Origin of the sequence: Marinobacter similis, from assembly GCF_000830985.1 — a bacterium.
GTDB classification, from domain to species: domain Bacteria; phylum Pseudomonadota; class Gammaproteobacteria; order Pseudomonadales; family Oleiphilaceae; genus Marinobacter; species Marinobacter similis.
On record NZ_CP007151.1, the window covers coordinates 2573452 to 2599381 of the forward strand.

18 protein-coding genes and 6 pseudogenes are annotated in these 25930 nt (G+C 56.4%); 15 read left to right on the top strand and 9 right to left on the bottom strand.

The genetic code is table 11. The annotated features are described in order from the left end of the window. Positions 1 to 105: 105 nt before the first annotated feature. From AU14_RS11915 to AU14_RS11940, 6 genes and pseudogenes are all read right to left on the bottom strand, one after another. Positions 106 to 1640, bottom strand: a pseudogene (locus AU14_RS11915) (RNA polymerase factor sigma-54). Positions 1641 to 1801: 161 nt separating this feature from the next. Further along, a pseudogene (gene lptB, locus AU14_RS11920) lies at positions 1802 to 2526 on the bottom strand (LPS export ABC transporter ATP-binding protein). Next, a complete protein-coding gene (lptA, locus tag AU14_RS11925) occupies positions 2504 to 3058 on the bottom strand; it encodes a lipopolysaccharide transport periplasmic protein LptA (protein WP_041341074.1) in 555 nt (184 codons plus the stop codon). The pseudogene lptB and the gene lptA overlap by 23 nt, the downstream one beginning before the upstream one ends. Next, positions 3042 to 3704, bottom strand: a complete 663-nt coding sequence (gene lptC, locus AU14_RS11930; protein ID WP_330217894.1) for an LPS export ABC transporter periplasmic protein LptC — start codon at positions 3702 to 3704, stop codon at positions 3042 to 3044. Before lptC ends, lptA begins: the two co-directional genes overlap by 17 nt. Continuing rightward, positions 3701 to 4269, bottom strand: a pseudogene (locus tag AU14_RS11935) (KdsC family phosphatase). The gene lptC and the pseudogene AU14_RS11935 overlap by 4 nt, the downstream one beginning before the upstream one ends. After that, positions 4269 to 5248, bottom strand: a pseudogene (locus AU14_RS11940) (KpsF/GutQ family sugar-phosphate isomerase). Before AU14_RS11940 ends, AU14_RS11935 begins: the two co-directional pseudogenes overlap by 1 nt. Before the next feature lie 279 nt (positions 5249 to 5527). Here AU14_RS11940 and AU14_RS11945 point away from each other — a divergent pair. The 10 genes and pseudogenes from AU14_RS11945 to AU14_RS11990 all read left to right on the top strand — a co-directional run bounded on the left by AU14_RS11945 (position 5528) and on the right by AU14_RS11990 (position 14467). Next, positions 5528 to 6339: pseudogene (locus AU14_RS11945) on the top strand (ABC transporter ATP-binding protein). Then, the gene (gene mlaE, locus AU14_RS11950; protein WP_041341075.1) at positions 6336 to 7118 is read left to right on the top strand and encodes a lipid asymmetry maintenance ABC transporter permease subunit MlaE; all 783 of its coding nucleotides are present in this window, start codon (positions 6336 to 6338) and stop codon (positions 7116 to 7118) included. Before AU14_RS11945 ends, mlaE begins: the two are co-directional and overlap by 4 nt. Before the next feature lie 34 nt (positions 7119 to 7152). After that, positions 7153 to 7602, top strand: a complete 450-nt coding sequence (gene mlaD, locus AU14_RS11955; protein WP_041343934.1) for an outer membrane lipid asymmetry maintenance protein MlaD — start codon at positions 7153 to 7155, stop codon at positions 7600 to 7602. Positions 7603 to 7662: 60 nt separating this feature from the next. Continuing rightward, positions 7663 to 8316, top strand: a complete 654-nt coding sequence (locus tag AU14_RS11960; RefSeq protein WP_041341077.1) for an MlaC/ttg2D family ABC transporter substrate-binding protein — start codon at positions 7663 to 7665, stop codon at positions 8314 to 8316. Then, the gene (locus AU14_RS11965; protein ID WP_236744034.1) at positions 8313 to 8639 is read left to right on the top strand and encodes an STAS domain-containing protein; all 327 of its coding nucleotides are present in this window, start codon (positions 8313 to 8315) and stop codon (positions 8637 to 8639) included. Before AU14_RS11960 ends, AU14_RS11965 begins: the two co-directional genes overlap by 4 nt. 118 nt (positions 8640 to 8757) lie before the next feature. Further along, positions 8758 to 10290, top strand: a complete 1533-nt coding sequence (gene murA / locus AU14_RS11970) for a UDP-N-acetylglucosamine 1-carboxyvinyltransferase (RefSeq protein WP_094191205.1) — start codon at positions 8758 to 8760, stop codon at positions 10288 to 10290. A gap of 29 nt (positions 10291 to 10319) precedes the next feature. Beyond that, positions 10320 to 10967: an ATP phosphoribosyltransferase gene (hisG, locus tag AU14_RS11975; protein WP_041341080.1), complete on the top strand. Its 648-nt coding sequence runs from the start codon at positions 10320 to 10322 to the stop codon at positions 10965 to 10967. A gap of 170 nt (positions 10968 to 11137) precedes the next feature. Further along, positions 11138 to 12448, top strand: a complete 1311-nt coding sequence (gene hisD, locus AU14_RS11980) for a histidinol dehydrogenase (RefSeq protein WP_041341083.1) — start codon at positions 11138 to 11140, stop codon at positions 12446 to 12448. A 60-nt stretch (positions 12449 to 12508) separates the two neighbouring features. After that, positions 12509 to 13561, top strand: coding sequence for a histidinol-phosphate transaminase (gene hisC / locus AU14_RS11985; RefSeq protein ID WP_041341087.1), 1053 nt, complete (start codon positions 12509 to 12511; stop codon positions 13559 to 13561). 162 nt (positions 13562 to 13723) lie between these two features. Beyond that, positions 13724 to 14467: a Nif3-like dinuclear metal center hexameric protein gene (locus AU14_RS11990; protein WP_041341089.1), complete on the top strand. Its 744-nt coding sequence runs from the start codon at positions 13724 to 13726 to the stop codon at positions 14465 to 14467. Positions 14468 to 14471: 4 nt separating this feature from the next. Here AU14_RS11990 and AU14_RS11995 read toward each other — a convergent pair whose 3' ends face one another. Next, the gene (locus tag AU14_RS11995) at positions 14472 to 14903 is read right to left on the bottom strand and encodes a YhcB family protein (RefSeq protein WP_041341091.1); all 432 of its coding nucleotides are present in this window, start codon (positions 14901 to 14903) and stop codon (positions 14472 to 14474) included. 231 nt (positions 14904 to 15134) lie between these two features. On the opposite strand from AU14_RS11995, the gene zapE reads away from it, so the two are divergent. The 5 genes and pseudogenes from zapE (at position 15135) to AU14_RS12020 (ending at position 24016) form a co-directional block, all read left to right on the top strand. After that, on the top strand, positions 15135 to 16232 hold the full coding sequence (gene zapE, locus AU14_RS12000; RefSeq protein WP_236744623.1) for a cell division protein ZapE: 1098 nt from the start codon (positions 15135 to 15137) through the stop codon (positions 16230 to 16232). Positions 16233 to 16316: 84 nt separating this feature from the next. Then, positions 16317 to 17500, top strand: a pseudogene (locus AU14_RS12005) (thiolase family protein). Between the two features lie 290 nt (positions 17501 to 17790). Then, positions 17791 to 19656: a DUF1302 domain-containing protein gene (locus AU14_RS12010; protein WP_041341096.1), complete on the top strand. Its 1866-nt coding sequence runs from the start codon at positions 17791 to 17793 to the stop codon at positions 19654 to 19656. Between the two features lie 34 nt (positions 19657 to 19690). Continuing rightward, complete coding sequence (locus AU14_RS12015) at positions 19691 to 21052, top strand: DUF1329 domain-containing protein (RefSeq protein ID WP_041341098.1); 1362 nt, start codon at positions 19691 to 19693, stop codon at positions 21050 to 21052. Positions 21053 to 21325: 273 nt separating this feature from the next. Continuing rightward, a complete protein-coding gene (locus tag AU14_RS12020) occupies positions 21326 to 24016 on the top strand; it encodes a helix-turn-helix transcriptional regulator (RefSeq protein WP_041343940.1) in 2691 nt (896 codons plus the stop codon). A gap of 6 nt (positions 24017 to 24022) precedes the next feature. Here AU14_RS12020 and AU14_RS12025 read toward each other — a convergent pair whose 3' ends face one another. Beyond that, positions 24023 to 24916 (bottom strand): acyltransferase, encoded by an 894-nt coding sequence (locus AU14_RS12025; RefSeq protein WP_041341101.1) that lies wholly within the window; start codon positions 24914 to 24916, stop codon positions 24023 to 24025. A 38-nt stretch (positions 24917 to 24954) separates the two neighbouring features. Beyond that, the gene (locus AU14_RS12030; RefSeq protein ID WP_236744035.1) at positions 24955 to 25809 is read right to left on the bottom strand and encodes a glucosaminidase domain-containing protein; all 855 of its coding nucleotides are present in this window, start codon (positions 25807 to 25809) and stop codon (positions 24955 to 24957) included. Positions 25810 to 25930: the final 121 nt, after the last annotated feature.

A 25930-nucleotide genomic window follows, 5' to 3' on the forward strand; every position in this document is an offset into this window, starting at 1 on the left:
CGTCTCCTGTTGTCATCGTGCCGGTCCAGACGGGCCGGGCTGAGGCTGGCGCGCACTGCGCCGCCAAAGTTTGGTCTGGGGGAGCCCCCGTGAGGCAGGGCTCTCCTAAACCAGTCTTTTTCGCTCATTCGAAGGTGGAATATGCATGGCCTCCCGGTATTTGGCTACCGTCCGCCGCGCCACCTTGATTCCTTGGTCCCCTAGCATGGCCGCAATTTTGCTGTCGCTCAACGGCTTTTTCGGCGTTTCCGCCGCGATCAGTTTCTTGATCATTGCACGGATGGCGGTCGATGAACATTCCCCGCCTTCATCCGTACTGACATGACTCGAGAAAAAGTACTTCAGCTCAAAGATGCCCCGGGGCGTGTGCATGTATTTTTGTGTCGTGACCCGGGAAATGGTCGACTCGTGCATCTCCACCGCCTGCGCAATATCCGACAGGATCAAGGGTTTCATGGCTTCTTCGCGTGATCCAGAAAGCCCTGCTGGTGTTCAACTATTCGGGTAGCCACCTTGAGCAGGGTTTCGTTACGGCTCTGCAGGCTCTTGATAAACCATTTGGCTTCCTGCAGTTGATCGCGCAGGTAGGTGTTATCGGCACTGCTGTCTGCACGCCTTATAAGAGAAGCATAGCCTGCATTGACGCGGATGCGCGGTGCGATTTCAGGATTTAACTCAACCCGCCACCGGCCGTTGTGTTTGCGAACGATGACATCCGGAATCACATAATCGGGCTCGGCGCGATCGATCACGTCTCCGGGCCGTGGGTTCAAGCCGGTGATGAGGGCCAGAACCTCCCGCAATTGATCTTCTTTGAGCCGGCTGCGCCGCAGTAGTTGCGCGTAGTCGCGGTTACCCAACAGATTGATGTAGTGGGTAATCACCAGGCGGGCCTGGGACAGCCAGGGTGTTTCCGGCGGCAACTGGTTCAGCTGGATCAGCAGGCATTCCTGCAGGTCACGGGCAAATACGCCGGGGGGATCGAAATGCTGCAGGCGGTGCAGCACCGCTTCAACCTCGTCCAGTTCAACCGGGTCTTCATCCGCATCCTCTTGCAGCCCAGCGTGGATGTCCTCCGGAGTGCTGGTCAGGTAACCCCGTTCGTCCACGGCATCCATCAGGGCATGGGCAATGGCCTGGTCCCGTTCGCTCAACGGAGTCAGGTTCAGCTGCCACTCAAGGTGGTCCTGGAGGGTTTCCGTGGGTGAGTTCCGGGTCTCGAAATCGTGATCGTTCTCGTCGTCATTGCGCGCGGAGGTCGCCGGCGCTGACTGGTAGATATCGTCCCAGGCGGTATCAACAGGAAGATCGTCGGGAATGGTATCCGGAATCTCATTCTCCGATGACCAGTCGGGCCCGTTTTCAGACTCGTCCCAGTCCGGGGTGGTCTCGGGTGCCGGTTCCGAGGCTGTTTCGTTGGCTGGCTCGTCGTGATCAGAGCTGTCGTCTGCCGCGGGGGTGTCCGACGTGTCCGCCTGCTCGTCGTCCTCGGAGGTTTCCAGCATGGGATTAGATTCCAGCGCCTGCTGAATTTCCTGCTGAAGATCCAGGGTAGATAGCTGCAGTAGCCGGATCGCCTGTTGCAGCTGGGGTGTCATGGTCAGACTCTGACCCAGCTTTAACTGTAAGGAGGCTTTCATAACCATGGTTCAGGATCCGTCACTCGTCAGCACTCTGCGTTGCGGTCTGTTCAATAAAAAGTCGTTATGTGGCCGTCACTTGCCGATATCTAAAAAGAGCCTAGCAAGTTCTTTGCCGAGTTTACTTGCTCAAAGTCACCAACACAATCGGATGCTTGGCGTTACAGTCTGAATTCATTGCCCAGGTAAACCTCTTTCACCTGCTGGTTGGCCAGGATGGTTTCAGAATTGCCGGACGCAATAATGTGACCACCGGAGACAATGTAGCAGTCTCACAGATGTCCAGGGTTTCCCGCACGTTGTGGTCAGTGATCAGCACGCCGATGCCCTTGTCCCGGAGGTGGCGGATGATGTGCTTGATATCGCTCACTGAGATCGGGTCGACCCCGGCAAAGGGTTCGTCCAGCAGGATAAACGCAGGCTCCATGGCCAAGGCGCGGGCGATCTCGACCCGGCGGCGTTCACCGCCGGACAGGGCCATACCCACGCTGTCGCGAATGTGGGTGATGTGAAACTCTTCCAGAAGCTCTTCCAGCTTGTTTACCCGTTCGGTGCGGCTCAAGCTCTTGCGGGTTTCCAGAATGGCCATGATGTTGTCACGAACGGTCAGTTTGCGAAACACCGAGGCTTCCTGAGGCAGGTAGCCGATGCCTTTGCGGGCTCGGCCGTGCATCGGCAGCGGTGTGATGTCCTGGCTGTCGATGGTAATGCGGCCATGATCCGCAGGTACCAGCCCGACAATCATGTAGAAGCAGGTGGTCTTACCGGCACCGTTAGGGCCCAGAAGGCCCACGATTTCGCCGCTGCGGATCTCCAGCGAAACGTCAATCACCACCTTCTTGTGTTTGTAGCTTTTTGCCAGGTTACTGGCTCTGAGAACTGCCATCGGATCCCTGTTTGCTCTTGGTACTGCGTGGCTGGATGACCATTTCGACGCGGCCGCTACCGGTATTGCTGTCACCGCCTTGCGCGGTTACGACTCGGCGGACGGTATCATAATGAATGATGTCGCCCCGGAACAGGTTGCCATTCTGCTCAATGATGGCCTCCCTTTCAAAGGTCAGTTGGTCATCGCTGGCGGACCAGGTGATGTTTAGGGCGCGGGCATCGGTCTCACCCTCGCCGTCCCGGGTTGGCTGCTGATAGCGAGCGGGCAGGCCGGAGGCCTCAATGCGACTCAGGCCGTTGGCATCTCGATAAAGCACCACGCGCTCTGCGTTGAGCCGGGTCTTGCCCTGCTCCAGTTGGACGTCTCCGGTATAGGTGGCGATACCCTTGGAGTCGTCCAGTCGGGCGTTGTCGGCGCTCACAGTGATCGGGGCGTCAGAGTCCAGGTTGAACGCGGTGGCAGGCCCGCTGATCGTCAGCGCCAGCGTGACAGCCAGCAGCGTTAGAGCTCGGTTATTGACCAGTTTCATAGCGTCCTTCCACCTGAGATTTTAGTTCGAGGGTTCGGTCGTCAATCCAGGCTTTCATACCTGTTGCCCGGGTGACGCCAATTTGATCGGTGATGGTAACCGGTGCATCGGTGTACACGATGCCCTGATCGTTATCCAGAGTCAGGCTAGTGGTTGTCATCGTGGCCTCGCGTTCACCAATGGTCCGGATGACCCGCACGTTGTCGGTCAGATAAAGCAGCCCCTCGTTCTGCAGCAGGCTGCCATTCTCCGACTCAACGATCCAGGGTTCTGTTTCTGGTTGGCCGAAAAGTTTGGCGCGGGGGGCTTTCATGGTGGCAATATTGCCTTCTTCGAACTGCTCGATTCGGGGGCTGGTGAACTGAATCTTCAGGTCGCCATTTTCGTCATAGGCGGTGTACTGGCCATTGATGACAAAGCCGTCGGGTTCGGCCTTGCCCCGAAGTTCCGCCGCATCGTCCTGAATTCGGGTGGGTTCGTCGCTACGCCATAACAGGAACAGTGTCGCGGCGATCGTGCCGCCGAGAGCCAGGGTGCGCAACCATGGGCGGTCTGACAGCGTGAGCATCGCGATCAGGCCACTTTTGATCTCGTCGTTGCCGTTTCCATTTCCATTTTTGCGCTGGTCCTGAGAGCTGCTGCTCATGTGTCGGGCTCCAGATAGCTCGCCAGGGTAGCGCCAAGCTTGCCCTGAGCAGTCAGCAACAGATCACTCACTTCACGCACGGCGCCGCTGCCACCGGCGGCCTGGGTGCAATAGTCGGCGTGTTCACGTACCAGCCAATAGCCGTTGGGCACCGTCAGCCCAAGGCCAGCAAAACGGATGGCTGGCAGGTCTGGCAGGTCGTCGCCCATGTAGCGATTGCCTCGGCTGGCAGGTTCATGGTGCTGAGCAGTTCCTGCAGCGCGATCCGTTTATCCTCGCGCCCCTGCATCAGGTGGGGAATGCCCAGATCCCGCATCCGCTTTTCGGTGAGGGGCGACTTTCGGCCGGTGATCACGGCGACATCAATGCCCGCCGCCATCAGCTGTTTCATGCCCAGGCCGTCGAGGATGTTGAAGGCTTTGAGCTCGTCGCCATGGGCGCTGAAATAGAGTCTGCCGTCGCTCATGATGCCGTCGACGTCAAACGCAATCAGGCGGATCCCGGCGGCTTTGGTCAGGAGTTCCTGCGGCCAGTTCGCGGTTAGCGGGCTGATCGGGTCTGACATCAGATAACTCCTGCCCGAAGCAGGTCGTGCATGTTGATCGCGCCCACCAAGCTGCCGCTCTGGTCGGTCACCGGCAGGGCGTTAATTTTCATTTCTTCCATAATGTTCAGGCTTCCGCCGCCAGGTGGTCGGCCTGAATGGTTTTGCCGTTGGGGGTCATGACGTCTTCGATTGCGGTGGTGTGTACGTCGACGTTCTTATCGAGCGTGCGACGCAGATCGCCGTCGGTAAACACGCCGGTTAGCTTGCCTGAAGCATCCAGTACCGTGGTCATGCCCAGTCCCTTACGGGATATTTCCAGCAGGGCGCCGCTGAGGGTGGTGCCTTCAGGGACTTTAGGAATGCGCTCGCCGGTGTGCATGATGTCGGAAACCCTTAGCAGGAGCCGGCGCCCGAGCGTGCCACCGGGGTGAGAGAATGCAAAATCTTCCTTACTGAAGCCGCGCGCTTCCAGCAGGGCAACCGCGAGAGCGTCTCCCATAACCAGCGTGGCCGTGGTGCTTGAGGTGGGTGCCAGGCCCAGCGGGCAGGCTTCGGTTTCAACGCTCACATCCAGGTTGGCCACCGCTTCCCGGGCCAATACCGAATCCGGGTTGCCGGTCATGCTGATCAGCGGGGCGTCCATACGTTTGATCAGCGGCAGAATGGTAACCACTTCGCTGGTGTTGCCGCTGTTGGATATGGCAATGACTACGTCCTGACTGGTAATCATGCCGAGGTCACCGTGGCTGGCTTCGCCGGGATGGACGAAAAACGACGGGGTGCCGGTGCTCGCCAGGGTTGCCGCAATCTTGTTACCAATGTGCCCGGATTTGCCCATGCCGGTGACCACAACCCGGCCTTTGCAGGCCATGATTACCTCGCACGCCTTGATAAAGTGGTGATCAATGCGTCCTTCCAGAGCATCAATGGCATCGCGTTCGATACGGATGGCTTGAAGCGCGGAAGTGCGAAAGTCCTTTGAGCTCTGTTCAGTCATCGGGATAAGGGCCTGGTTTGCTTGGGTGAACATGGTTATCAATGCATCGCACGGTGTCTGGTTTTGGGGCAATGCCGCTGAAGTTACAGCGGAGTATATCATTTTCAATCAGAGACGCCGTGGGTTACCGGGTGCGTTACCGAAAGTTCAGGGAAACTGATCAAAGTGTTCATGTTTTTTCGGCTTTGACCGATTGAGCTTCAAGCTTCCTTGGCATAATGTAGCCGCACTTTTTAACCGCACTTTCACAAGGTGGGGTTGCGTACAAAGGGTAGGGTTATGGACAGTCCCGCATACATATCATTGAGAGACGTTGTATTTTCCCGTTCAGGCGTCGAGTTCTGGATGGCGTAACCCTGGATATACCCCGTGGTAAAATCACCGCCATCATGGGGCCGAGTGGCACCGGAAAGACCACGGTGTTGCGGCTGATAGGTGGCCAGCTGCGACCCGATTCCGGCAGCGTCATTCTTGATGGCCACGACGTGCCGAACCTGAAGCGCGGCGCGCTGTACAAGCTGCGGGAAAATATCGGCATGTTGTTCCAGAGCGGAGCCCTGTTTACCGATCTCAATGTATACGAGAACGTGGCGTTTCCTCTGCGAGTGCACACCTCGCTGCCTGAGGACATGATTCACGATATCGTGCTAATGAAGCTGGAAGCGGTGGGCCTGCGCGGCGCTCGGTCATTAATGCCATCAGAGTTGTCCGGCGGGATGACCCGGCGAGTTGCGCTGGCCCGCAGTATTGCCCTGGATCCAGACCTGATCATGTACGACGAGCCTTTCGCCGGCCAGGATCCGATCACCATGGGCGTATTGGTAAAGCTGATTCGGGATCTCAACAGTTCCATGGGTCTGACCAGTGTGCTGGTGTCCCACGATGTGCCGGAATCCCTCAGTATCTGCCATCACGCTTGCATCATCGCTGATGGCAAGGTGATCGGTGAGGGCACGCCGGACGAAATTCGGGCTCATCCGTCCGAGCAAATTCAGCAGTTCCTGCGCGGGCAACCTGATGGTCCGGTGCCGTTCCATTATCCTGCCGGTCCCGCGGACGCTGATTATGGACTCTCCGGGGAGGCTTCTTGATCGATCGAATTGTGGCGTTGGGCCGTTGGGGGCTGACCACCTTGTCGGCACTCGGTCGTTCAGGGCAGTTTCTGGCGGGCGTTGTGGTCGGTGTCCCGAGGCCGAGCATTGGGTTTCCGCTGCTGGTAAAGCAGCTATACGCCGTGGGTGTTCTTTCGCTGGCGATCATTATCGTGTCCGGCCTGTTCATTGGCATGGTGTTGGGGTTGCAGGGCTACACCATTCTCAGTGACTACGGCTCTGAAGCGGCCATTGGCCAGATGATCGCGCTGACGCTGGTGCGTGAGCTGGGGCCGGTGGTGACAGCACTGCTTTTTGCGGGGCGCGCCGGGTCTGCTCTAACCGCCGAAATCGGTCTGATGAAAGCGACAGAACAATTGTCGAGCATGGAGATGATGGGGGTCGACCCTTTGCGACGGGTCATTGCGCCGAGGCTCTGGGCCGGTTTCATTGCCATGCCAGTGCTGGCCATTATCTTTTCGGCGGTGGGAATATGGGGCGGAATGCTCGTAGGTGTCGATTGGCTCGGCGTTTTTGAGGGTTCGTTCTGGGGTAATATGCAGTCATCTGTGGACTTCGTGGATGACGTGCTCAACGGCGTGATCAAAAGCGTGGTATTCGGCTTCGTCTGCACCTGGATCGCGGTCTACCAGGGTTACGACTGTGTACCGACTTCCGCAGGTATCAGTTCGGCGACGACGAAAACGGTGGTGTATTCGTCGCTGGCAGTACTGGCGCTGGATTTTGTGTTGACCGCCGTGATGTTTGGCGACTTTTGAACTTACGACTGACAGAAAGGTAGGTGGAGCGGTGATAACCCAGAGAACAACGGAAGTCATTGTCGGAGTGTTTATGGTTGCTGGACTGGCGGCGCTGCTGTTTCTCGCTCTGCAAGTCAGTGGCCTGACGCCCAAATCGGCCGAAGGTACGTATACGGTGTATGCCAACTTCAATGATACCGGTGGGCTGGCACCCAGAGGGCGGGTTTCAATGGCCGGGGTTACGGTTGGCACTATCGAGTCTATCAGCCTTGATAAAAAAACGTTTCAGGCAAAAGTGGAGATGGCGATCAGCGCTGATATAGACACCATCCCATCAGACAGTTCGGCAGTAATACGTACATCGGGCCTGCTCGGTGAACAGTACATTGATATATCCGTGGGGGGAGAGATGGAATCGTTGGCAGACGGCGACACCTTCTACTCCACCCAGTCGGCCATGAATCTGGAACGGCTGATCAGTAATTTTGCTTCCGGCCGGTGACGGGCTGATGGCGGGCTGATGAACAGGAACGCAGGGAACTGGCTTTCATAGGAGATTGGAATGTTTGTGGTGAAACAACGATTGTTTTTGCTGTTTGTACTGGCCGCCTTCGCGGTGGGTTCTGCTCATGCCGGAGCCGCTGAGGACCTCAAGGCTTATGTAGATCAGAATACCCAGAGCCTGGTTGAAAAACTGAATGCCGAGCGCGGCCTGTACGACGAAGATCCCGAAGCGTTTTACGCCAGCATGGATGAGTCGTTGCAGGACTTTGTTGATTTTCGCCGTATCGCTGCCCGTGTGATGGGCCGGTATGCACGTCAGACTACTCCCGAGCAGCGTGATGAATTTGTTTTAAAGTTCAAACGCAGCTTGTTTGATAGTTACGCCAAGGCCCTTGTTGAAGCTGATAAATTCGAAATTGTGGTCAAGGAGGCGACCATCAACCCTCAGGATGCCGGCCGCGCTTCGGTTCAGATGGAGGTGATCAGTGCATCAGGTACCCGTTACCCGGTGACCTACTCCATGTACAAGAACGGCGATGGCCAGTGGATGATGGAGAATGTGATCGTCGAAGGCGTGAACATTGGTCTTGCCTTTCGTGACCGCTTTGCCCAAGAGATGGAAGAGCACCGCGGCCAGATTCAAGTCGTTATTGATGGTTGGGGTGATGCGGTTAAATCCCTGAACCTGGACAAGGAAGTCGACAAGTCGTGACCGCTGTCGTGGCCTCAAAGGAGCCCCGTGTCGAGAGGACGAGCGACATCCTGGTAGTGACCGGCGAAGTGGATGCAGAGTCCGTCGTGGCGCTGAGGTCAGAGGGGGAGGCGGTTATTCGCGCTGCCGCCGTTAATCTGACGGTGGATCTTGAGGGGCTTGAGACGGCGCACAGTGTTGTGTTGTCGATGCTCCTTTGCTGGCAGCGGCTGGCGGCCAGCCAGGGTGTGTCTCTGACCTATCAAGGCGTGAGCGAGCGTCTGCTGTCGTTGGCAGCTCTAAGCCATCTCGATGACCAACTGCCCGGATTTTCTCGCAAATAATTTTGCTCTACCACCAGTTGAGGTTGGCGGTATCTTCGTTACCCAATGGTAAAGCTGACCCAGCCTCTGTAATTGGTTACAATCTCGCCCCTGATTTTCTAATGCTCGAGGTTTTTTTATGGATGCCACCGAAGTCGCCGCGTTGGTCAAAGACGCATTGCCCGGCTGCGAAGTTGAGGTACAGGTCGACGGTACCCATTACATGGTTGTTGTGGTTGGTGATGTGTTTGAAGGCTTGCCAACGATCAAGCGGCAGCAGCTGATTAACAAGGCGCTGTTCCAACAGGTTATGGATGGAACGATTCACGCGCTGCATCCGAAAGCATTTACGCCGGCTGAATGGGCTGAGCGCCAGGCTGATAGGCCCCGACAAGACAGGATATTGACTGTGGATAAACTTCTGATCCGGGGGCGCAAGCCCCTCGACGGTGAAATACGCATTTCCGGCGCCAAGAACGCGGCTCTGCCAATTCTTGCGGCCACGCTGCTGGCGGACGAGCCGGTAACCGTTGGTAATCTGCCGCACCTGCACGACGTTACCACCATGATCGAGCTGCTCGGCCGCATGGGTGTGGAACTGATGATTGATGAGAAAATGAGCGTGGAAGTGCACGCCAATACCATCAAGCATTTCCATGCGCCCTATGAGCTGGTGAAGACCATGCGGGCATCGATCCTGGTACTGGGGCCTCTGGTGGCGCACTTCGGTGAAGCCGAAGTATCCCTGCCGGGTGGTTGTGCCATTGGTAGCCGGCCGGTGAACCTGCACATCCAGGGCCTGGAGCAGATGGGTGCTGAGATCAAGGTTGAGAATGGCTACATCAAGGCCAAGACCAACGGTCGCCTCAAGGGCGCGCACATTTTCATGGATACCGTCACCGTAACCGGTACGGAAAACCTGATGATGGCTGCGGCGTTGGCGGACGGCAAAACCATTCTGGAAAACGCGGCGCGTGAGCCGGAAGTGGTGGACCTGGCGGAATGCCTGATTGCCATGGGTGCCGATATCAGGGGCCATGGTACGGCTACTATCGAGATTCACGGTGTGAAGCGCCTGCACGGCTGTCATTACGACGTTCTGCCGGACCGGGTTGAAACCGGAACCTATCTGGTGGCAGCTGCTGCAACCGGTGGCCGGGTCAAGCTTAAAGACACGCGGGAAGATCTGCTCGAGTCGGTTCTGCTTAAGCTGAACGAGGCAGGCGCCCACATCAGCACCGGTCCTGACTGGATTGAGCTGGACATGAAGGGTAACCGACCCAAGGCCGTGAGTATTCGAACCGCGCCTTACCCGGCGTTTCCCACGGACATGCAGGCCCAGTTTGCGGCCATGAATGTGATAGCTGAAGGTAGCGGCACCATCGTCGAGACGGTGTTCGAGAACCGCTTCATGCACCTGCAGGAACTGATCCGCATGGGTGCTGACATCACGCTTGAAGGCAATGCCGCCATCATCAAAGGTGTTGAGCACCTCGCTGGTGCACCGGTAATGGCGACCGATCTGCGAGCTTCCGCCAGCCTCGTGATTGCTGGCCTGGTAGCTGATGGCGATACCATCGTCGATCGTATTTATCACATCGACCGTGGTTACGAGTGCATCGAAGAAAAACTTCAGCTGCTGGGCGCCAGCATCCGCCGCTTGCCGGCGTGACGGAAACAAACGGGAAACCGGAAGGACGCATGACAGATTCCATCACCATCGCATTGTCGAAGGGGCGCATCCTCGAAGAGACGCTGCCACTGCTGGCGGAAGCCGGCATTGAGCTGGTCGACGACATCAAGAAATCCCGCAAGCTGGTTTTCCCGACAACGGATCCCAGCGTACGGGTACTTATCATCCGGGCCACGGACGTACCGACTTACGTTCAGTACGGCGGCGCTGATCTTGGCGTTACCGGCAAGGATGTGTTGATGGAGCATGGTGGTGAGGGTTTGTATGAGCCGCTGGATCTGAATATTTCCCGGTGCCGGCTGATGACTGCGGGCCCCAAAGACCAAACGCCACCGAGTGGCCGGATCAAGGTCGCGACCAAGTTCGTGAATCTGGCCCGCAGCTACTATTCGGCCCAGGGTCGGCAGGCGGACATCATCAAGTTGTATGGTGCTATGGAACTGGCGCCGATTCTCGGGCTGGCGGATGAGATTGTCGATATCGTGGATACTGGCAACACTCTGAAGGCCAATGGTCTGGAGGCTCGGGAGCTGATTGAGCACATCAGCAGCCGCTTGGTGGTCAACCGGGCGTCCATGAAGATGAAACACGAAAAGATTAACCCCATAATCGAAAAGATGTCCGCGGCCGTAGATAAACGTCGAGTCGCGGAGTAAGAAGCGGCCGGGCGAGGCTCCCCAAAACCCGCTCAAGCACGTCCATGTGGCGCTTGAGCTCCGCCATCCTTGGCTCCGCACAGTTTTGGGAAGCCTCGCCCGACCACTTCCCCTAGCCTGAGCAGGGCTTCCGCAGTTCCACGATGTTAATTCCAGATAGGATTTGATAGATGACCGATATCAGCATCACACGATTAAATGCCTCCCAAAGTGACTTCGACAGTTCACTGGCCAAGCTGTTGGCCTGGGAAGACAGCGTTGATCATCAGGTGAATGAATCGGTACGTCATATCCTGCATCAGGTGAAAACCCTCGGCGACGCTGCGGTGCTCGAGTTCACCGAGAAGTTTGATCGCCTGAAGGCCGGCAGTGTTGCTGAGCTTGAGATTGGTCAGGACCGGCTGCAGAAGGCACTCAAGGCAATTCCTGAAGATCAGCGGGTTGCTCTGGAGCAAGCGGCGCAGCGGGTTCGTTCTTACCATGAGCGGCAGAATCAGCAGTCTTGGCAGTACGAAGAAGAGGACGGCACGGTGTTGGGCCAGAAGGTTACACCGCTGGATCGTGCTGGCCTGTATGTGCCGGGCGGCAAGGCCGCGTACCCGTCATCGGTACTGATGAATGCCATTCCTGCGAAGGTGGCCGGTGTCGGCGAAGTGATTATGGTTGTGCCGACCCCCGATGGCGTTGTTAACGACATGGTGTTGGCGGCCGCGGCGATCGCGGGTGTCGATCGGGTATTTACGCTCGGTGGTGCTCAGGCTGTTGGTGCTCTGGCGTATGGCACTGAAACGGTCCCATCTGTCGATAAGATTGTTGGGCCTGGGAATATCTTTGTGGCTACTGCCAAGCGTGAGGTATTCGGCACCGTCGGTATCGATATGATCGCCGGTCCGTCTGAGATTCTGGTGATCTGCGATGGCAAGACGGACCCTGACTGGATCGCCATGGACCTGTTTTCGCAGGCTGAGCACGATGAGCAAGCGCAATCGATTCTGATCAGCCCGGACGCGAAGTTCCTGGACGCGGTTGAAGCCAGTATCAACAAGTTGCTGCCCACCATGGAGCGTGCCGAAATCATCGAGGCTTCTATGAGCTCCCGGGCGGCAATGATTGAGGTAGCTGATCTTAGTCAGGCAGCGGAAGTTTCCAATCGAATTGCTCCGGAGCACCTGGAGTTGTCGGTGGAAGACCCCGAGGCGTTGTGTGAAGAGATTCGTCATGCCGGCGCTATTTTCATGGGGCGTTACACCGCTGAAGCGCTTGGCGACTACTGCGCGGGACCGAACCACGTGCTGCCCACCAGCGGGACTGCCCGGTTCTCGTCACCTCTGGGTGTCTACGATTTCCAGAAGCGCTCCTCCCTCATTGGTTTCAGTGCCTCTGGAGCCGATCGCATGGGGCGGGTGGCCTCAGTGCTGGCACGCGGTGAGGGCCTGACCGCTCACGCGCGTTCCGCCGAGTATCGCATCGAGGAAGACTGACACATCTATGTTCGCGCGCAGGGCCCTCCTGCGCAGCGACCGCACGGAGTTCATCTCAGTATGAGTAAGTTCTGGAGCCCTCTGGTTAATGACCTGGTCCCGTATGTGCCAGGCGAACAGCCGAAAATGGCCAACCTGGTCAAACTAAATACCAATGAAAACCCCTTTGGTCCATCACCCAAGGTCGTTGAAGCGATCAAGGCGGAGCTGAATGATAATCTTCGCCTGTATCCGGACCCGGAAGGCGAAAGTCTGCGCCAGACCATTGCCAACTATCACTCCCTGAAGCCGGAGCAGATCTTTCTGGGTAATGGATCCGACGAAGTCCTGGCGCACATCTTCTATGGTCTGTTTCAGCACGGTGAGCCGATTCTGTTTCCGGATATCACCTACAGTTTTTACCCGGTCTATTGCGGTCTGTACGACATCGAGGGCATCAAAGTCCCTCTGACCGATAGCTTCGAGATCAACCCCGAAGACTACAAGCAGGCCAACGGCGGGGTGATTTTCCCCAATCCCAATGCGCCTACGGGTCGATATCTCGGTCTGGAGCACGTGGAAGAAATCTTGCGAGCTAACCCGGACCGGGTCGTTGTCGTGGACGAGGCTTACATCGACTTTGGCGGCGAGAGTGCCATCACCTTGGTGGATGACTATCCAAACCTGCTGGTCTCCCAGACTTTGTCCAAAGCCCGCTCCCTTGCTGGTCTGCGGGTAGGTTTTGCGGTGGGTAACCCGGACCTGATCGAAGCATTGAATCGGGTCAAGAACAGCTTCAACAGCTATCCTCTGGATCGGTTGGCTTTGGCCGGCGCTCAGGCTGCCTATGAAGACGAGGCCTGGTTCCAGAAATGCTGCGACGGTGTCATCAGTGAGCGTGAGCGTCTAACGAAAGCACTTGCCGAGCTGGATTTTGAAGTGCTGCCGTCCAAGGCAAACTTCGTGCTGGCTCGCCACAAAGCTAAGTCCGGCGAATCACTTGCTCAGGGGCTGAGAGAGCAGGGCATCATTGTTCGTCACTTCAATAAACCGCGGATCGAGCAATTCCTCCGGATTACCATTGGTACTCCGGAGCAGAATGATGCTCTGATCAAAGGGCTCAAGTCGCTGTAAACTGCATAGATCGGCGGAGGCAGGCGGGGAGGAGGTTCCGGGAATGTCGGAGGCCATGGATGGCCGGAGTCAAGCGCACATGGATGTGCTCGTAGCGGTTCCCGGAACGTCCTCCCCGCCTGCCGACCACTCACCAGCCAGAAATTGCACTTGGAGAGCTTCATGGCCAATCGCAATACTATCGTCCAAACAATCGCCGAATGGCTACAACCGGAGAACTTTCAGGACTATTGTCCGAATGGTCTCCAGGTTGAAGGTAAAGAAGAGGTACGCACTTTAGTTACCGGCGTTACTGCTTCGCAGGCGCTGATTGATGCAGCTATAGAAGCCGATGCGGACATGATTCTGGTACATCACGGCTATTTCTGGAAAGGCGAAGACCAGCGCATTCGTGGCATGAAGCGTGAGCGGCTGAAAACCCTGCTTCAGAGGGATATCAATCTGGCTGCTTATCACCTGCCTCTGGATGATCACCCGGAGTATGGCAACAACCGGCAGCTAGCGAGTGTTCTGGGTATCGAGAATCCCAGGCCGCTCGGTGGTCTGGTGTGGGAAGGTGAGCTATCTGAGCCTATGACGCCGGAGCAGTTTGGTCGTCACATTGCTGAGCACCTTCACCGGGAGCCGCTTCTGGTTGGAGAGGGTAAATCCCAGATCAGTCGGGTAGGTTGGTGTACTGGCGCTGCACAGGGCTTTATTGGTACCGCGCTGGATGCCGGTCTGGATGCCTTTATCAGTGGGGAAATCTCAGAGCCGACGACTCACACGGCGCGTGAATGTGGCATTTACTATTATGCTGCGGGCCATCACGCTACTGAGCGATATGGGGTTCGGGCGTTGGGCGAGGCGCTGGCAAAAGAATTCGGGCTGACGCATCGCTTTATCGACTGCGACAACCCGGTGTAAGGGCTCAGGCCTTCTCTTTCTTGGGGAGGCCGAAACCTTCTGCCAGTGTTCCTGAAGCATCGGGGTCGGTCTTGGGAGCGTAGTCTCGCGGCGGCTCGACGCCGTCGTCGCTGACTTCCTCCAATCGCTTCCGCGAGGTTTCCTGCGCCAGTTCTTCCATCCACTCTTCATCGTTACACAGCCGGTTGGCTCCGCGAGCCATGTGCTGGTTTACGTCGCGATAGGCGTCGTTAAAGCGGCGCAGAAGGTGGGAGGACTCCATGAAGTGCTCATTCACCTGGGCCTGATAGCGGGTGTATTCGCTTCTCAGTTCTTCAATTTGTTGCTCTGCCCGACGCTGTCGCAGCGTGGTTCCCTGCCCGGAGCGGCCAACAACTACCCCGATGACGATGCCTACAATCAATGCGGCAATCGCTGCCAGAATCAGGTTTGTCATATGCTGTGTCGTCCTTTTACCTGGAAATTAGCCTCGCACGATAATCGAGTATAACGCCCGAAGCGTGATCAGCCCATGATTCTATCCTGCGCCAATCGTCGTATTGCTATGCAAGCGCCCAACGTGGCGAATAATGACGAAATGCGCGACAATACGCCGCCCCAAATTTCACGACAGATCTCCGGGAACAGCTAAATGACAGACTCCAAGTCCTTCGATGCCAATGTGAACTTGACTCCTTGGGAGCGTTACCAGAAGGATCTCGAACGCGCGGATTTTCAGAAGGACGCCGCTCAGGAAGATGCTGTCAGCCGTCTGCAGTCACTGTACGACAAACTGGTCGATGCCGAAAGTGATCGTAATAAGGCGTTGACCAAGCTGCGTCGAAAACTGAAGAAGGGCAAGGAAGAACCGGTTACCGGGCTGTACTTCTGGGGCGGCGTTGGTCGCGGTAAGACTTACCTGATGGATACCTTCTACGAATCCCTGCCTTTTGATCGCAAAATGCGGGTTCACTTTCACCGTTTCATGCAGCGGGTTCATACCGAGCTGAAGTCTCTTAAGGGCGAGAAAAACCCACTGGAGCTGGTGTCCAAGAAGTTTGCTGACGAAGCCCGTGTGATCTGTTTCGACGAGTTCTTTGTTTCCGACATTGGTGACGCCATGATCCTCGCCACCCTGATGGATGGCCTGTTCAGCCGTGGCGTGACTCTGGTGTGCACCTCCAATATTGTTCCCGATGGACTGTATAAGGATGGCCTGCAGCGGGCGCGTTTCCTGCCTGCGATCGCCCTGGTGAAAAAGCATACCCAGGTTGTAAACGTCGATGGTGGTATCGATTACCGTCTCAGGACTCTGGAGCAAGCGGAGCTGTTTCATTCGCCGCTGGATGACGACGCTGATGTCAGCCTGCGGGCGAGTTTCGACGCGTTGGCGGTGGAGGCCGGCAAGCACAGCAAGACCATGGAGATAAATGGGCGGAAGATTCCGGCCCAGGCTCATGCTGATGACGTAGTCTGGTTTGATTTCGTGGATGTGTGTGACGGCCCCCGTAGTCAGAACGACTACATAGAGCTGGCTCGGCAATTTCACGCGATCATTATCAGTAATGTCCCTGTCCTGGGGCGCGAGAATGATGATCAGGCGCGTCGGTTCATCAACATGGTGGACGAGTTTTACGATCGCAACGTGAAGGTGATCATGTCCGCTGCGGCTCCTATAACCGAGCTTTACTCGGGTGGCCGGCTCAGTTTCGAGTTTGAAAGAACCGAATCACGACTGCTGGAAATGCAATCGCATGAGTATCTGGAAGCACCGCACAAGCCATAAATAATCCCATAAGAATTCAGTAGAACTGAATCATTAAGAAGGGCAGAGCGATGACTTTGCTGCCAATAACAGAGAGATTGATCTATGAGCAACGATAACGTAGTGATTGTCAGTGGGGTTCGTACCCCAATGGGTGGTTTTCAGGGCAGCCTGTCCGCCGTCAGCGCGCCGGACCTTGGCGCTCTCACCATTGCCGAGGCGGTAAAACGTGCTGGCCTGCAGCCGGCTGATGTCCAGGAAGTGATCATGGGCAATGTGCTGCCTGCCGGACTCAAGCAGGGCCCTGCTCGCCAGGCCATGCGCAAGGCTGGTCTGCCAGACAACACCGGTGCCACCACCATCAACAAGCTTTGCGGTTCCGGTATGAAAGCGGCGATGTTTGCCCACGACCTGATCAAGGCGGGTAGCAACGACATCATGGTCGCCGGTGGCATGGAAAGCATGTCCAACGCGCCCTACATTCTCCCCACTGCGCGGAAAGGCTATCGCATGGGGCCTGGCGACACAGCGCAGGATCACATGTTCCTGGATGGCCTGGAAGATGCGGAAACAGGTCGCCTGATGGGCGCTTTCGCCCAGGAAATGGCGGACAAGAAGGGATACACCCGTGAAGAGATGGATGACTATGCCATCAACTCGCTCAAGCGCGCGCAGCGTGCAATCACCGAGGGTCTGTTGAAGGACGAAATCGTTCCGGTGACGGTCAAGTCCCGTAAAGGCGACACCGTTGTTGAAGACGATGAGCAGCCGTTCAACGCCAACATCGACAAGATTCCAAGCCTGCGTCCGGCGTTCAGCAAAGACGGCACCGTGACTGCAGCGAACGCATCGTCTATCTCTGACGGCGCTTCGGCCTGGTGCTGATGCGGGAATCAGAAGCGGAAAAGCGTGGCTTGAAGCCGCTGGCAAGAATTGTGGGCCACAGCACCCAGTCTCAGCATCCTGCGGAATTCACCTGTGCACCGGTAGGTGCCATCGAGACTCTGCTCGGCAAAACTGGCTGGAGTAAAGAAGAGGTCGACCTGTTTGAGATCAACGAGGCCTTTGCCATGGTCGCCATGATGCCTATCCGCGAGCTGGGTCTCGATCCGGAAAAGGTAAATGTACATGGCGGCGCTTGTGCCCAGGGGCACCCTGTAGGCTCTACTGGTTCTCGCCTTCTCGTTACCCTGATGTACGCGCTGCAGCGTTATGGCAAGAAAAAGGGTATTGCGGCTCTTTGCATCGGCGGTGGTGAGGCCACGGCCATGGCTATTGAATTGCTTTAAACTCCTGCTCTAGGGCCCAGGGATGGGCCCGAATCTCCTTCCTGTTTCCCCAAGAAAACCCCGCCAAACCAAAGTGGTTGCATCCAGATTTGTTGTCTATAGTGAAGCGGTGCGAGTAAACCCGCTGGTAAATGGGGTATGAAGGCAAAATCATACTTTTGACTGATCAAAGCGCTGGACAGCGTTAGCTATAGTGCCAACATCACGAGCACTGTGCATGAAGCCTCCTATACATCGTGAATACCAATAATCAGAGCAGCGACTCAGAACAACAATGGAGTAGCCTTCCAATGACAAGAAAAACACAACAATGGCAGCGTTGGACAAAATTGCCGCTAGCCGTAGCAGTTGCGGCCGGCGTGTCCGGTCAAGCCGCAGCCTATTCATTCTACGTAGGGGATGTCGAAGCCCAGTTCAACACTACGCTTTCCGCGGGTGTCGGTTGGCGGTTGGCGGATCAGGACAAGCGCCTGATTGCGCCTGGTAACCTGGGGCCCGAGTATGCGCCAGGTCAACCTAGAGCCAATGAAGGGTCGTCCTCCAACAATTTTGACGATGGCAACCTGAATTTCGAGAAAGGCGATACTTACTCCAAGGTTGTAAAGGGTAACAGTGAACTGTTCCTGAACTATGACGTCGACAGTGATGTGCTGACTCGCGTTGGTGGTCTGGTTCGGGGTCGCTACTACTATGACTTTGAGCTCAAAGACGAACAGCGTGCGGAAGACCCGGTCGGCCAGCGTCGAGAGTTGAACGACGAAGCCAAAGACAACGCTTCCGGCGCGGAACTCCTCGATGCCTACGTGTTCTCTGACTGGTACTTTGGCGACACTCCTGTGAGCCTACGTTATGGTCGCCAGGTACTAAGCTGGGGTGAAAGCACCTTTATCCAGGGCGGAATCAACGTTATCAACCCGGTTGACGTACCTGCCTTCCGGGCGCCGGGCGCTGAACTGAAAGATGCTCTGCTTCCGGTTGAGATGTTCTACGCTTCTGCAGGTGTTACCGAAAACATCACCCTGGAAACCTTTGTCCAGGCGGATTGGGAACCGGTCAAGCCGGACGATTGCGGCACTTTCTTCTCCACTAACGATTTTGCGGCAGATGGCTGTGGTCCGGTACTGCTGGCGGGGCAGTTGTCTGATTCCCAGGCTTTGGCCCAAGGGCTCGTTGCTCCGCGACTGGGTGACGAAGAAGCCGATTCCCGGGATCAGTTTGGTGTTGCCATGCGCTGGTATGTGCCGGCACTGAACGATTCGGAACTGGGCTTTTACTACATCAAGTATAACAGTCGCTTGCCGTATGTTAGTGGTCAGGTTAATGACCCGAGCAATGGTGTAACCTTTCCGTCCTACTTTATTGAGTATCCGGAAAATATTGACCTGTACGGCATCAGTATTAACACCACAACTCCCGGCGGTTGGTCGTTGGGCGCGGAGTACAGCTTCCGTCCGAACCTGCCGTTGCAGTGGAGTGCGTTTGAGCTGATCTATGGCGGTCTGCAATTGCAGAACCCTGAGACCGGCGAAAATGCGAGTCTGTTGCAGGACGCTCGTGAAGCCGAAGCTGGCGGTGCGGATTTGAGTGGCCAGAAAGTGGACGGTTACGACCGCTTCAAGGTTTCACAGGCACAGTTTACGCTCATTAAATTCTTCGATCAGGTAATGGGCGCTAGCCGCCTGTCGTTGATCACCGAGTTTGGTGCCACTTATATCCACGATCTGCCTGACAATGACGAAGGTCGTTTTGGACGTTCTGGTAACTTCGGCATTGGTACGTTGCCGGGTGGCGCCTGTGACGGTTCTGGATCAACCGGCGCAGCACTTAACATCAATACTAACTACTGCACCAATGACGGCTTTACCACGGACTTCTCTTGGGGTTACCGTGCACGCTTCGTTTGGGATTACCCGAACGTGTTTGCAGGCATAAATTTGCGTCCGCAGCTGGCGTGGTCGCATGATGTTGAGGGTTACAGCCCACAACCAGGCGGTGCTTTCAGCGAAGGCAGTAAAGCGGTAGGTCTCTCACTTGAGGCTGTCTACCAGAACAAAATTACCGGTAATATCGGTTACACCAACTTCTTTGACGGCAAGCCGTACAACGAATTGACTGACCGTGATTTCGCAACAGTGAGTGTGTCTTACTCATTCTGATACCGGCAAGAATTCGGTTAACGAGGTACTTTAAATGAAAATGAACAAGAAACTTCTGGCCACAGGCGTATTGGCTGCAAGCATTTTTGCGGGCCAGGCCTATGGAGCAGTTTCTGCCGAAGAGGCAGCCAAGCTGGGCAATTCCCTGACGCCGATTGGTGCAGAGAAAGCCGGCAACGGCGGCGCCATTCCCGCCTGGGATGGCGGATTGAGTACGCCACCGGCAGGCTACAAAGGCGACGGCCGTTACGTAGATCCCTTTGAAGGTGAGGAGCCCAAGTTCGTCATTGATCAGAGCAACGTAGATCAGTACGCAGACAACCTGTCCGCAGGCCAGATTGCGATGATCAAGCGTTACGATGACTATTTTCTGCCGGTCTATGAAACTCATCGCACTGCAACCTATCCGGATGACGTTGAGCAGCAAACGATTGCTAACGCGACCAAGGTTGAGCTGATCAAAGGCGGTAACGGTCTCGGTAATTATACCGAAGCCACTCCGTTCCCCATTCCTCAGAATGGGCTTGAAGTGATCTGGAATCACATCACCCGTTATCGTGGCGGATCTGTTGCTCGGAATGTGGGTCAGGTAACGCCGACCGCAGGTGGCGCCTACTCTGTGGTTAAGTTCCAGGACGAGTTCACCTGGCGTACGGCGCTCAAAGATTTTGAGCCAGGCGAAGACCCCAACGTTCTGTTCTACTTCAAGCAGGCGATCACAGCACCGGCTCGTTTGGCCGGTAACGTATTGCTGGTGCATGAGACTATCGACCAGGTTGCTGAGCCACGTCGCGCATGGCTATACAATGCGGGTCAGCGCCGTGTGCGTCGCGCGCCTCAAGTTTCGTACGACGGACCAGGTACAGCTGCCGATGGCCAGCGAACCACCGATAACTTCGACATGTATAACGGTGCGCCTGACCGCTACAATTGGGAGCTAGTGGGTAAGAAGGAAATGTACATCCCGTACAATTCCTACGAGTTGGTGGACCCAAGCCTGACCTATGATGAGATCGTCAAGGCTGGCCACATCAATCAGGATCTGACTCGTTATGAGTTGCATCGTGTTTGGCATGTGCGCGCTACCCTGAAGGATGGCGAACGCCACATCTACGCGCAGCGTGACTTCTACTTCGATGAAGACACTTGGCAGGCATCGATTATCGATCACTACGATGGCCGCGGTGAGCTGTGGCGAGTGGCTGAGGCTCACGCCATGCAGTTCTACGACCATGATGTGCCCTGGTACGCCATTGAGACCCTTTACGATCTGCTCTCTGGTCGTTACTTGGCGCTGGGTCTGACCAACGAGGAAGAAGATCCTTACGAGTTTGGCGCTGAGCGTCAGTCTAGGGATTACACGCCGGCGGCACTTCGTCGGGCGGGTACTCGATAAGGTAAAGATAAGAAGCGGAAAACGGCGGGCCTTGGGCCCGCCGTTTTTGTTTGTGGCATGCAAATGCAGCCCTGCGAGATTGCCGCCAAAGAACCTGTCTCCTCGGAAAACCCTTTCACGTCAAAATTTTGCAGCTCGCCCCCGAATTGGTTTAACCTTCCAGTCATACTAAAGGCGTACTCGGAGTCGGTCGCCAATCGAAGTTCAATGCAGAGATCCATTTTCCGGTCAAAGATTGCCATTCCAATTGGCCGGTTTGCAGCGGGGCAGTGCGTGAAACCTTTCAATGATGGCTGTGCAGCCAACGACGAATTTCAGTCAGCTAACAGTAATCTGCAGCGAGGTGAACTGGTTCGGGACCTGTTGAGGCAAAGGCTTCAGATCCCGCTGTTGCCGGTCGATGCATTGGCGCGGCCGGCCCTGGACCAGCTGATTGGCGAAGCGCTCATTCCCCGGGGGGTGCTGTTTGTTGAAGCGCCCTGCGGCTACGGTAAATCTCATGCCGTGACGGCGGGCCTGCATGCTGCCGACGTTCACCCGGACAGATTTCGCTGGGTAGCGCTGAGTGAGCAGGATAATTCGCCTTCCCGATTTCTGACGCTTATTGCTATTGCACTCGACTTGCCGGAGGCCTCCGAGAGTAGCCTGAAGGGTGGGGCAACGTTTTCAGATGCGCTGGCGATGATGCTGGTCACACTGGAGCGGCAGCCAGAATCGCCTTCACGGACACTCATTCTCGACAATGTTCAAAACCTTGGTAACCCCGCTGTGGTTGCGTTGCTGCAACAGCTGATGTCCGATCTTCCGGCCTGTTTGTCGATGGTGCTGCTTTCACGGCGCGCGTTGCCATTTGAAACCCACGGTCTTGAGCTTGAAAACCGTTTCAGTCGTCTGGCCAGTGAGACCCTGGAGTTCAGCCGATCCGAAACGTTCGAGTTCTACGGCCAGTTGCTGGAATCAAACCAGCTCACCAGTGTGGCCATCGACAATCTGTATGACATGACCGAAGGCTGGCCGACGCCGCTCGCCCTTTACCGGCGGGAGCTGGGCCGCCATAGTGAGCTCAAGCCAGTGCAGGAAACCAATAGCGTAGAGTGTTTTCTGAAAGAATCGGTTCTGGGTAATCTCACCTCTGCGCAACGACGTTCTGTTCGTGTCATGGCGGAGCTTGAGCTGTGTTCTGATGAGTTCTTCCTTGCATTGGCTCCGGTGATGCCCGAAATAGGTTTTGTGCCGTCCCAGGCTATGGAGCATGGTTTGCCGTTAAAGGCCATGCCCGGTCGAGGACGCTGGTACAGAATGAATCCTCTGCTGCAGGAATGGCTGAAAGCACCGGTTATGGCCGGGCACGTAGACCGCATGAGTTATGCCAGCCAGTGGTTTGAAGAGCGGGAACAGTTCCCGGAAGCTTTGAAATACGCTTTACTGGCTGGTGATTCGGAGGCGGTAGTGGCGATCGCCTCAGAGGGGTCAGAAGCTTTACTGCTCGGGCAGGACACTGCCTCCCTGTTGCGGTTACGAAAGAGCCTGCCGAATCAGCTTCTGGAGCGCAGTGCCCGACTCAGAATTGTTTATGGTTGGGTTCATGCCATAGGCGGACAGTTTCGTCAGGCCAGATCCCTGATTGATGGGCTCGACGCGTCTGATGCTCAGGAGCATGCGGCACGCATCTGCGCGCTGAGAGCGTTTATCCTCCGGGGAGAAGGCAAGGTAGTACCGGCTTTGGAAATGGCTGACCAGGCCCTGAGTGCAGGTGATTTGTCCACTCAGGGGCAGCTGGTTACCCAGATGGTGAGATCAAGCGCATTGTGTGCCTGTGGCCGCTTCACGGAGGCGAGAGATGCCAATCGCGCCGCAGCACGTCTTGCTCGGGAAGCGGGCGATGCGGGCTCGGAGGCGCTGGCGGTATACGCCCATGCCAGAATTGAGCTGGGTAAGGGGGCGTTAAAGCATGCGGAGCAGCTATTGCGTACCGGGCTGGATACCGCGATGCACGAACTGGCAAGGCCGGCCAAGATCGGTGAAACCCGGCTGCAGCTGAATCTGGTGCTGGTGTTGTGGCATCAGGGTCGAGACACAGAGGCTGACCGTTTGCTGGTCACGTGCGGTCGTCATGCCGAGCGTACCCGTGACCTTGGGTTGCTGTTGGCAATGTCTGTTCGCGTTCTGATGTGTCGAGCGGCAGGCCGGCTGAATGATGCGTTCGTCTGGATCGGTCGTGCCGAACGCACCATGCACGCCTGGCAGGTGGATGAAACCCTGTTTGTTCCCGTGCTGGAAGCACTCAAGGCCAGTTGCTGGTTGGCCCAGAATCAGGTGGATAGTGCCGCTCAGGCGGTCGCCAAGCTGGAGCCTTATCGTCAGGCGGGCTGTGTGCCGGAACTTTTCCCGATGATGCCTGGGCTATTGGACTGCATGGACGTCCGGGTGGCTCTGGCACGCGGCGACAGCGTACGTGCCCGCGAAACCCTGACGGGCATTCGGGAGCGTTATGAGGCGGTGATTCCGTGGGGAGTGGAATTGCACATTCGATTGCTGGAGGCAGTGCTCGCCCAGGAAGAGAAGGGGCTTAGCGCAGCGCAAAAGATCCTGGCTTCGGTGGTCGCCGAAGCATCGCGGGAGCACTTCATCAGTCCGTTTGCGGAGCTCCAGAATGAACTTCGGGACCTGATGACAAAAGGGTTCGCCCAGATCGCGAATGGGCCGTTTAAGGACTCCCTGGGTCGCTTGTACCGCATTCAGCCTGAAACGGAGTCCGCTGAGGCACTGGCGGAGCCAATCAGTGATCGGGAGCAGGGTGTTCTGGAGCTGATTGCGAAAGGGCTGTCGAACCAGGAAATTGCTGACAAGCTTCATATTTCGCTGCACACGGTCAAAACCCACGCGCGCAGAATTAACGCCAAGCTGGCAGTGAGGTCGCGTACTCAGGCTATTGTCCGGGCAAGGGAGCTGGGGCTGCTTTAACTCTGCCTAGCCGGGTTTCAAGGCTTCGATACGGGCATCCTTGTCGGCCCAGAGCTCACTGATCCATCGCTGAAAATCTTTGCGCATTTCGCGGTCGTTCTCGTAATCCATGCCCAGAAAGCGAGGCGGGATTTCCCGTGTGCGCACATCGATAACGATGTGACGGATGCGTCCGCATAGATAGTCCCAGAAGCCTGCCTTGCCATCCGGATAGACGATCGTGACGTCCAGCATGGTGTGAATGATCTCACCCATAGCCTGCAGGACGAAGGCGGTGCCTCCTGCACGTGGTTTCAGAAGATGCTTGTACGGTGAGCCCTGGTGCTGGTGTTTTTCAAGGGTAAATCGAGTACCTTCCATGAAATTGAACACCGTTACCGGCGTGTGGCGGAACTTTTCACAGGCGGCCTGGGTTGCTGCGACGTCCTTGCCTTTAAGTTCCGGCCGTTTGGCAATCTGCTCTTTGGTATGGCGATGCATGAACGGAAAATCCAGCGCCCACCAGGCAACCCCCAAAAACGGCACCCAGATCAGTTCCTTTTTGAGAAAAAACTTCAGTAACGGGATACGGCTGTTCAATACGTACTGAATGGCCGGGATGTCCGCCCAGCTTTGATGGTTGCAGGTGACAAAATACCAGTGTTCAGGGCTGAGCTTTTCCACGCCCCGCACATCCCACTTCACCTGATGCAGCGTGTCCATCAGCAAGTTATTAAATCCGATCCAGATCCAGGCAATCCGGTTCAGCACAACCGTGCAGGACTTTCTTACAGGTACGACGGGTAAAACCAGCTTGCCGATCGCGAACAGCAGCAGAACTGGAAAGAGCACCAGGGTGTTGCTCAGGATGAGTAGTGCCGCCAGGGTTCCTTTCAGCGGCGCAGGCAAAAAGTGAAGCATTCCGGAATGTCTCTGGAGTTAGGTTTTTGTTAGTGAACTCAGCCGTCACTCGGCTCCGTGCCAGCCGTTTTCTGGCCGGGCAGGAGTGTAGCTTCCGGTGTCGCCGTGGCCAGCTGCTGAAGGCGATCCGGGGTCATGTCGCGGATCACCTCCCGAAAATCATCATCGTAGTAGGACAGGTTGTTGTAATGGATCATCGCCCGGATTTCTTCAACGTAGTCCTGACCACGTTCGGAGTACCCGAGTAACCCACCAGCCAGTTCAGGGCCGGAGAGGGGATCGTTGCCTCGACGGTCCTGAAGCCGAATATCCCGGAGCTCCTGATACGTCGGGTGCCGGTTCAGGTTCTGGATGTATGCCCGTACCGAACGGAAGGGTGAGGAGAACTTTGCCACTTCGTGGTTCGCCCCTTCCTCCCGACTCCGCGGGACCAGTCCACAACCTTTTGAGAAGCACCACTGGCCGAACAGGTTGTAGCCCTTGGTGGCAAAGCGGGATGTGCCCCAGGCAGACTCATTGGCGGCCTGGGCGAGAATCAGGGATGGTGGAATGACGTCCAGACGTTTACGCAGCAGCGCAAACTGTTCCTTGCTGCCTGGCTCGGCGTCGATTCGCAGCCGATCAGCGTGACCATTCAGCCACTGCAGTTCATCTTCAGACAGTTCAGGTTTCTGGGCCAGACTTTGCAGGTAATCCCGTTCGATCAGAATCCGGGAATTGGCCAGCAAAATACGCGGGTATAGATACGAGAAAAAGGCGGCTTTTTTCTCTGTGGTGTCACTGTAGCTGGTGAAGTCGGGCAGGCCCTGATGCGCCCATTTTGGTAGTGCCGGCAGGGATGTCAGCGGCAGCTCCGAGCCTGAATGCCCGTCGTCCATGTTGGCAGGGGGCACATAGAAACCACCCCCACGGCAAATGCAATTAGCGGGAGAAAGAGCAACAGACCACGTTTGGCGGCAGACATAAAACCTCTCGTCACGAACGATATGCCAACGATTATAACAGGTTATACGC

Excerpts from the sequence above, each read along its gene's own strand:
- lptA (WP_041341074.1), bottom strand. The coding sequence starts at position 3,058 with ATGAAACTGGTCAATAACCGAGCTCTAACGCTGCTGGCTGTCACGCTG.
- lptC (WP_330217894.1), bottom strand. The coding sequence starts at position 3,704 with ATGAGCAGCAGCTCTCAGGACCAGCGCAAAAATGGAAATGGAAACGGC.
- AU14_RS11960 (WP_041341077.1), top strand. The coding sequence starts at position 7,663 with ATGTTTGTGGTGAAACAACGATTGTTTTTGCTGTTTGTACTGGCCGCC.
- murA (WP_094191205.1), top strand. The coding sequence starts at position 8,758 with ATGGATGCCACCGAAGTCGCCGCGTTGGTCAAAGACGCATTGCCCGGC.
- hisG (WP_041341080.1), top strand. The coding sequence starts at position 10,320 with ATGACAGATTCCATCACCATCGCATTGTCGAAGGGGCGCATCCTCGAA.
- hisD (WP_041341083.1), top strand. The coding sequence starts at position 11,138 with ATGACCGATATCAGCATCACACGATTAAATGCCTCCCAAAGTGACTTC.
- hisC (WP_041341087.1), top strand. The coding sequence starts at position 12,509 with ATGAGTAAGTTCTGGAGCCCTCTGGTTAATGACCTGGTCCCGTATGTG.
- AU14_RS11990 (WP_041341089.1), top strand. The coding sequence starts at position 13,724 with ATGGCCAATCGCAATACTATCGTCCAAACAATCGCCGAATGGCTACAA.
- AU14_RS11995 (WP_041341091.1), bottom strand. The coding sequence starts at position 14,903 with ATGACAAACCTGATTCTGGCAGCGATTGCCGCATTGATTGTAGGCATC.
- AU14_RS12010 (WP_041341096.1), top strand. The coding sequence starts at position 17,791 with ATGACAAGAAAAACACAACAATGGCAGCGTTGGACAAAATTGCCGCTA.
- AU14_RS12015 (WP_041341098.1), top strand. The coding sequence starts at position 19,691 with ATGAAAATGAACAAGAAACTTCTGGCCACAGGCGTATTGGCTGCAAGC.
- AU14_RS12025 (WP_041341101.1), bottom strand. The coding sequence starts at position 24,916 with ATGCTTCACTTTTTGCCTGCGCCGCTGAAAGGAACCCTGGCGGCACTA.